The organism is Lentzea sp. (genome assembly GCF_036380075.1).
Taxonomy (GTDB): domain Bacteria; phylum Actinomycetota; class Actinomycetes; order Mycobacteriales; family Pseudonocardiaceae; genus Lentzea.
Genome location: NZ_DASVFL010000112.1, coordinates 71588 through 78147 on the forward strand (window position 1 = coordinate 71588; position 6560 = coordinate 78147).

General features: G+C 69.2%; 5 protein-coding genes. All 5 read left to right on the forward strand.

Annotation, left to right across the window (positions count from 1 at the left end; genetic code table 11):
- Positions 1-61 precede the first annotated feature (61 nt).
- The 5 genes from VF330_RS14580 to VF330_RS14600 all read left to right on the forward strand — a co-directional run bounded on the left by VF330_RS14580 (position 62) and on the right by VF330_RS14600 (position 6530).
- Positions 62-970, forward strand: a complete 909-nt coding sequence (locus VF330_RS14580; protein ID WP_330852115.1) for a DUF4142 domain-containing protein — start codon at positions 62-64, stop codon at positions 968-970.
- Positions 971-1062: 92 nt separating this feature from the next.
- Entirely contained in the window at positions 1063-2532 is a 1470-nt protein-coding gene (locus VF330_RS14585) for a DUF1996 domain-containing protein (protein ID WP_330852116.1), read from the forward strand.
- A gap of 177 nt (positions 2533-2709) precedes the next feature.
- Positions 2710-3906 (forward strand): alginate lyase family protein, encoded by a 1197-nt coding sequence (locus VF330_RS14590; RefSeq protein ID WP_330852117.1) that lies wholly within the window; start codon positions 2710-2712, stop codon positions 3904-3906.
- Positions 3903-5591, forward strand: coding sequence for a dihydroxy-acid dehydratase (ilvD, locus tag VF330_RS14595; protein WP_330852118.1), 1689 nt, complete (start codon positions 3903-3905; stop codon positions 5589-5591). The genes VF330_RS14590 and ilvD overlap by 4 nt, the downstream gene beginning before the upstream one ends.
- A 129-nt stretch (positions 5592-5720) precedes the next feature.
- Entirely contained in the window at positions 5721-6530 is an 810-nt protein-coding gene (locus tag VF330_RS14600) for a PRC and DUF2382 domain-containing protein (protein WP_330852119.1), read from the forward strand.
- The last annotated feature ends 30 nt before the right edge of the window (positions 6531-6560 follow it).

Genomic DNA, 6560 nt, shown 5'->3' on the forward strand with positions numbered 1-6560 from the left:
GTTCGATAACGGCGGCGTCTCGAACTGAGGCGCCGCACCATTGCGGGCCGTATCCCCGTTCGTGCGACTCCCCATGGACCTGGCGAAGCCGACGCGACTGATGGTCGCGCTGGCCGGCTGTGCGTTGGCCGTGCTGCTCAACACCGGGAGCGCACTCGGTCAGCCCAGCACCCCGTCGACCCCGATCTCGACCCCGCCGCCCGGAAGTGGCGGCACGGGTGACGAGGTCGTGCAGACGCAGTGGGGTCCGCTCGGCCCCGCCGACCGGGACTTCATGAACCGGGTCAAGCAGGCCGGGTTGTGGGAGAAGCCCGCCGGGGAGAAGGGCCAGGCCAAGAGGGCGGACCAGCCCAAGATCCAGGAGGCGTGCAAGCACCTCATCGAGGGCCACACGCTGCTGGACAACGTCGTGAACCGCGCGGGCGTCCTGCTCGGCCACACGTTGCCCACGGAGGCCTCCGACGAGCAGAAGGGCTGGCTCGCCGAGATGGACGCGGCGACCGGGGACGAGTTCGACGCGGTCTTCGCCAACCGGCTCCGCGCCGCGCACGGCAAGGTCTACGCCTACGCCTCGCAGATCCGCGCCGGCACCAAGAACGAGCTCGTCCGCATCCTCTCCACGCAGGCGATGATCACCGTCTTCGACCACATGAAGGTGCTCGAGGACACCGGGAAGGTCGACTTCGCGAGCCTGGAGTCGCCGCAACCGCTGGCGCCGCCCACGAACAGCACGACGGCGGCCGGCCAGGAGGAAGACCCGGCCGCGGACGCGTCGACCAACCCGACCGAGGGCGTGATCCCGACCGTGCCGGACGGCACCAGGTTCACCCGCACCGCGGAACAGGGCGTGTTCGGGGAGAACAACGGCGTCTTCTTCGGTGCGATCGCGGTGCTCGCGCTCGCGCTGGTCGGGATGAGACTGGTCTCCCGGCAGAAGAAGAAGACCCGGCGGAAATCCCGTTCGTACTGACAAACCGCTCAAAACCAGCTCCAACCGAAAAACAGCGGCTTATCGCCGTCATCTTCAGCATGCCGTTCTATCGGACTACTACGAGGTGGCACATGGCTATTCACCGGAGGAAATCCACGATCTGGCTCACGGCCGCCGCGGCCGCGATGGCCGTGGTCGCTGGCGGTGCCGCGGTGGTGGCCATCAGTTCTTCTGATGGCGCCGCGCTCGCCGACGGAGCGGACAAGAGCCTGTTCGTCGACATCACCAAGGTGAAGCCGAACGTCAAGAAACCACAACAGCAGAACAACGCCACCACGGGCACGTTCACCGTGAACTGCGGGCGGAACGAGAACGGGCACTTCAACCCGGACAACTTCATCGCGCAGCCGGGTGTCCGCAACGGCGCCCAGCACCTGCACGACTACGTCGGCAACCTGTCCACGAACGCCGACTCGAACAACAAGTCGCTCCAGGCCGCGGGCACGACGTGCCGCAACGGTGACAAGTCCGCCTACTTCTGGCCCGTCGTCCGCATCATCGACGAGGAGCCGGACGAGGCCGCGGAGCCCGCCGAGCAGGCCCCGCCGAAGAAGGACGACAAGGCCCAGCAGGACAAGGACAAGGCCGACAAGGCCGCGGCCCGCCTCGAGTGCCCCGACGTCGCGTCGCTGCTGCCCGAGGACGTGCCGGAGGCCGCCCAGGCCGAGATCGACCGCGAGCTCGAGAACATCGACAAGGTGACCGACGAGGCCGAGAAGAAGGTCGCCACCACCAAGGCCCAGGACCGCGACAACATCATCGTCGGCCCGACGCGCGAGAAGCGCGCGGCGATCCTGAACCGGATGATGCTGGCGTTCAGCCGCCAGGGCAAGCAGGCCCCCGACCTGAACCCGGCCGCCGCGTGCGCCGTGAAGGACCAGGCCGCGGGCGAGCAGGGCCTCGACAACGGCGGCGACAACAGCGACGCCGCCCAGGCCGAGGGCACCGAGAAGAAGAAGCAGCAGCCCAACCCCGAGGAGAACGGCGACAACGAGCTCGAGGGCAACGAGGGCAAGATCCAGCGCCCCGCCGTCGTCGACCTGACCTTCCGCGGCTCGCCCGTCGGCAAGGTGACCGCGATGCCCAAGTTCCTGCGCATCCTCTACGGCGACGCCAAGGCCGGCCAGAACGGCCCGAAGAACGCCAAGGCGTCCTGGACCTGCACCGGCTTCGAGGACAAGGTCCTCATGGACAAGTACCCGATCTGCCCGCAGGGCTCGAACGTCAAGCGCATCCACGACTTCCCGAGCTGCTGGGACGGCAAGAACATCGACTCCGAGAAGCACCGCGAGCACATCGTCTTCCCGGACGCCAACGGCAAGTGCCAGAACGGCTTCAAGGCCGTCCCCCAGCTGCGCATCTCGCTGACCTACAAGATCCCGCTGGACGTCCAGAAGGACGGGCGCTACCTGGTCGACTCCTTCCCGGAGGAGGAGCACAACCCGCTCACCGACCACGACGACTTCGCGAACGTGATGTCGCAGAAGATCATGAACCGCCTGGTCAACTGCGTGAACTCGGGCAAGAAGTGCCGCGAGTGACGCTCTGACCCACCTGCCCGTCGCAGGGCGCGAAAACCCCGGTGCACCTCCCGCGCACCGGGGTTTTCCCGTTGCGCGGAAAGGGTTTGCGGGTTCACCCACGTGAACCGGTTCACCACCGTGAACGTTGTTCCGGAATCTTTGACGTCAAAGGTATAGACCACCAACACTGGCGCCATGGTCACCCGTTCCTGCGCGGTGCTGATCGCACTGATCGCATCCCTGATCGCCCCGGTCACCGGCCAGTCCGCCATGGCGGCGCCGGCGACGTTCGTCCACCCGGGAGTCGTGGTCTCCCGTCCCCAGCTGGACTTCGTGCGCGCCAAGGTCCAGGCCGGCGCCCAGCCGTGGACGTCTGCCTACAACGCCATGATGGGCTCGAAGTACGCCGACCTGAACCGCACGCCGAAGCCGCGCGCCGTCGTCGAGTGCGGTTCCTACTCCAACCCCAACCTCGGCTGCACCGACGAGCGCGAGGACGCCATCGCCGCCTACACGCTGTCGCTGGCCTGGTACGTCACCCGCGACGCCCGGTACGCCACCAAGGCGATCCAGATCATGGACGCCTGGTCCGCCACCATCAAGGACCACACCAACTCCAACGCCCCGCTGCAGACGGCGTGGTCGGCCAGCAGCTGGCCGAAGGCCGCGGAGATCATCAAGCACGTCTACGGGAACTGGCCGAACAGCGGCCGGTTCGCCACCATGCTGCGCGACGTCTACCTGCCCGAGATCCAGAACGGCCGTGCGAACACCAACGGCAACTGGGAGCTCAGCATGATGGAGGCGACGCTCGGCATCTCGGTGTTCCTGGAGGACCGCGCGGTCTACGACAAGGCCGTCGGCATCTTCCGCACCCGCATCCAGGCGTTCATCTACCTCACCACCGACGGCGCTCTGCCGAAGACGCCGCCCGGCAGCGGCATCGACACCCGTGACGAGATCGTCTCCTACTGGCACAACCAGTCCACGTTCGTCGACGGGCTCGCCCAGGAGACCTGCCGCGACTTCGCCCACACCGCCTACGGGCTGTCCGCGGCCTCGCACTTCGCCGAGACCGCGCGGCACCAGGGCCAGGACGTCTGGGGCGAGATCAAGGACCGCATGCGCCACGCCTGGGGCCTGCACACCAAGTACCAGAACGGCGAGCCGGTGCCGTCGTGGTTCTGCGGCGGCTCGTTCTCCCGCGAGCTCGGGCCCACCTCCGAGGTCAGCTTCAACGCCCTGAACACCCGGCTGGGCATCGCCATGACGAACACCCAGCGCTACACCGAGGCCCAGCGTCCACAGGGGACGGACAACCTGTTCATCGCCTGGGAGACCCTCACCCACGCGGCGAACCCCCTCGTGACAGGGGCTAGCGTGCCTGCATGACCGAGACACCGGACGTGAAGCCACGCAGCCGCGACGTGACCGACGGCCTGGAGCGCACCGCCGCGCGCGGCATGCTCCGGGCCGTCGGCATGGGGGACGAGGACTGGGAGAAGCCGCAGATCGGCGTCGCCTCGTCCTGGAACGAGATCACGCCGTGCAACCTGCCCCTGGACCGCCTCGCGAAGGCGTCCAAGGACGGCGTGCACGCCGCGGGCGGGTACCCGCTGGAGTTCGGCACCATCTCCGTGTCCGACGGCATCTCCATGGGCCACGAGGGCATGCACTTCTCGCTCGTGTCGCGCGAGGTGATCGCCGACAGCGTCGAGACCGTGATGATGGCCGAGCGCCTCGACGGGTCGGTGCTGCTCGCGGGCTGCGACAAGTCGTTGCCCGGCATGCTGATGGCGGCGGCACGGCTCGACCTCGCCAGCGTGTTCCTCTACGCGGGCTCCATCCTGCCGGGCCGCGTCACCCTCTCCGACGGCACGGAGAAGGAGGTCACGATCATCGACGCGTTCGAGGCCGTCGGGGCCTGCGCGCGCGGCCTGATGAGCCGGGCGGACGTCGACCTGATCGAACGCGCCATCTGCCCCGGTGAGGGCGCGTGCGGCGGCATGTACACGGCGAACACGATGGCCAGCGCGGCCGAGGCGCTCGGCATGTCGCTGCCCGGCAGCGCCGCTCCCCCGGCCACCGACCGCCGCCGCGACGGGTTCGCGCGCCGGTCCGGCCAGGCCGTGGTCGAGATGCTGCGCAAGGGCATCACCGCGCGGCAGATCATGACGCGCGAGGCGTTCGAGAACGCGATCTCCGTCGTGATGGCGTTCGGCGGCTCCACCAACGCCGTGCTGCACCTGCTCGCCATCGCGCACGAGGCCGGCGTCGAGCTGTCGCTGGACGACTTCAGCCGCATCGGCGCGCGCGTGCCGCACCTCGCGGACGTCAAGCCGTTCGGGCGGCACGTGATGACCGACGTCGACCGCATCGGCGGCGTGCCCGTGGTGATGAAGGCCCTGCTGGACGCCGGTCTGCTGCACGGCGACTGCCTGACGGTCACCGGCCGCACGGTCGCCGAGAACCTCGCCGACATCGCCCCGCCCGACCCCGACGGCCTCGTCCTGCGGGCGCTGGACAAGCCCATCCACCACACCGGCGGCATCACCGTCTTGAAGGGCTCGCTCGCGCCCGAGGGCGCCGTGGTGAAGTCCGCGGGCTTCGACTCGGACGTCTTCACCGGCACCGCGCGCGTGTTCGACCGCGAACGCGCCGCCATGGACGCGCTGGAGGACGGCACGATCACCGCGGGCGACGTCGTGGTGATCCGCTACGAGGGTCCCAAGGGCGGTCCGGGCATGCGCGAGATGCTCGCCATCACCGCCGCGATCAAGGGCGCGGGCCTGGGCAAGGACGTGCTGCTGCTCACCGACGGCCGGTTCTCCGGCGGCACGACGGGCCTGTGCGTCGGGCACGTGGCGCCCGAGGCCGTCGACGGCGGGCCCATCGCGTTCGTGCGCGACGGCGACCGGATCACGCTGAACGTCGCCGAGGGCACCCTCGACGTCGAGGCGGACCTGGAGAGCCGCCGCGAGGGCTGGGCCCCGCTGCCTCCCCGCTACGAGCGCGGCGTGCTGGCCAAGTACGCGAAGCTCGTCGGCTCGGCGTCGCGCGGCGCGGTGTGCGACTGAGGGGTAACCCGGTCGGTTGAACTGCCACGCGTGTGCGGTCACCCGGTCGTAGTGCACCCGCGGATAACTCCACGACGGCGGGTACTTCGCGTTCACAAGCCGACAAGCCGAACGCGGGAGGACAACGCGATGATCGATCAGACGCACGTTGAGGCTCTGTACGACTGCGACGTGATCGACAACAAGGGTGAGAAGATCGGGTCGGTCAAGCGGGTGTGGCTCGAGGACGGCACCGGCAGGCCGATGTGGGCCGAGGTCCACACCGGACTGTTCGGGATGAAGGAGAGCTTCGTCCCGATCCAGCAGGGCAACGTGGCGGGGGGCGCGATCACCGTCCCCGTCACCAAGCAGCAGGTGAAGGACGCCCCGAGCCTGCACACCGCCGACGACCACATGACCGACGACGAGCAGGACGCGCTCTACCGGCACTACGGGATGATCCCGCAGGCCAAGACCGGCGAGCACGACCGGCTCGACGACGCGGGCCGGCGGGCGGCAGACGGCAGGCACGCCACCGGGCAGCGCGGAGCGGACGACCGGGCGCAGCGCACTGACGCCGCCGAGGTCACGCTGTCGGAGGAGAAGCTCGACGTCGGCACCCGCAAGGTGGAGTCGGGCCGGGTGCGGCTGGTCAAGCACACGGTGACCGAGCAGCGCAACATCACCGTCCCCGTCACGCACGAGGAGGTCCGGGTCGTCCGCGAGCCCGTCGCGGACGGGGCGCGCCACACGGGCAAGGCCTTCGCCGACGAGCAGGCCGAGATGACGCTGCACCGCGAGGAACCGGTGGTGCAGAAGCGCACCGAGGCCACGGAACGGGTCCGGCTGGAGAAGGACGCCGTCACCGAGCAGCGCGACGTCAAGGGCGAGGTCCGCAAGGAGCGCGTCGAGGTCGAGCGCGACGGCGACCGCCACGACGAGCGCCGCGACCGCCGCTGAAGCTGTGCCGCGCGGCACCGCCCGCCCTTC

What these genes read in the sequence shown, in the direction of transcription:
- VF330_RS14585 (WP_330852116.1), top strand. Translation starts at nt 1,063, where the DNA reads ATGGCTATTCACCGGAGGAAATCCACGATCTGGCTCACGGCCGCCGCG.
- ilvD (WP_330852118.1), top strand. Translation starts at nt 3,903, where the DNA reads ATGACCGAGACACCGGACGTGAAGCCACGCAGCCGCGACGTGACCGAC.
- VF330_RS14590 (WP_330852117.1), top strand. Translation starts at nt 2,710, where the DNA reads ATGGTCACCCGTTCCTGCGCGGTGCTGATCGCACTGATCGCATCCCTG.
- VF330_RS14600 (WP_330852119.1), top strand. Translation starts at nt 5,721, where the DNA reads ATGATCGATCAGACGCACGTTGAGGCTCTGTACGACTGCGACGTGATC.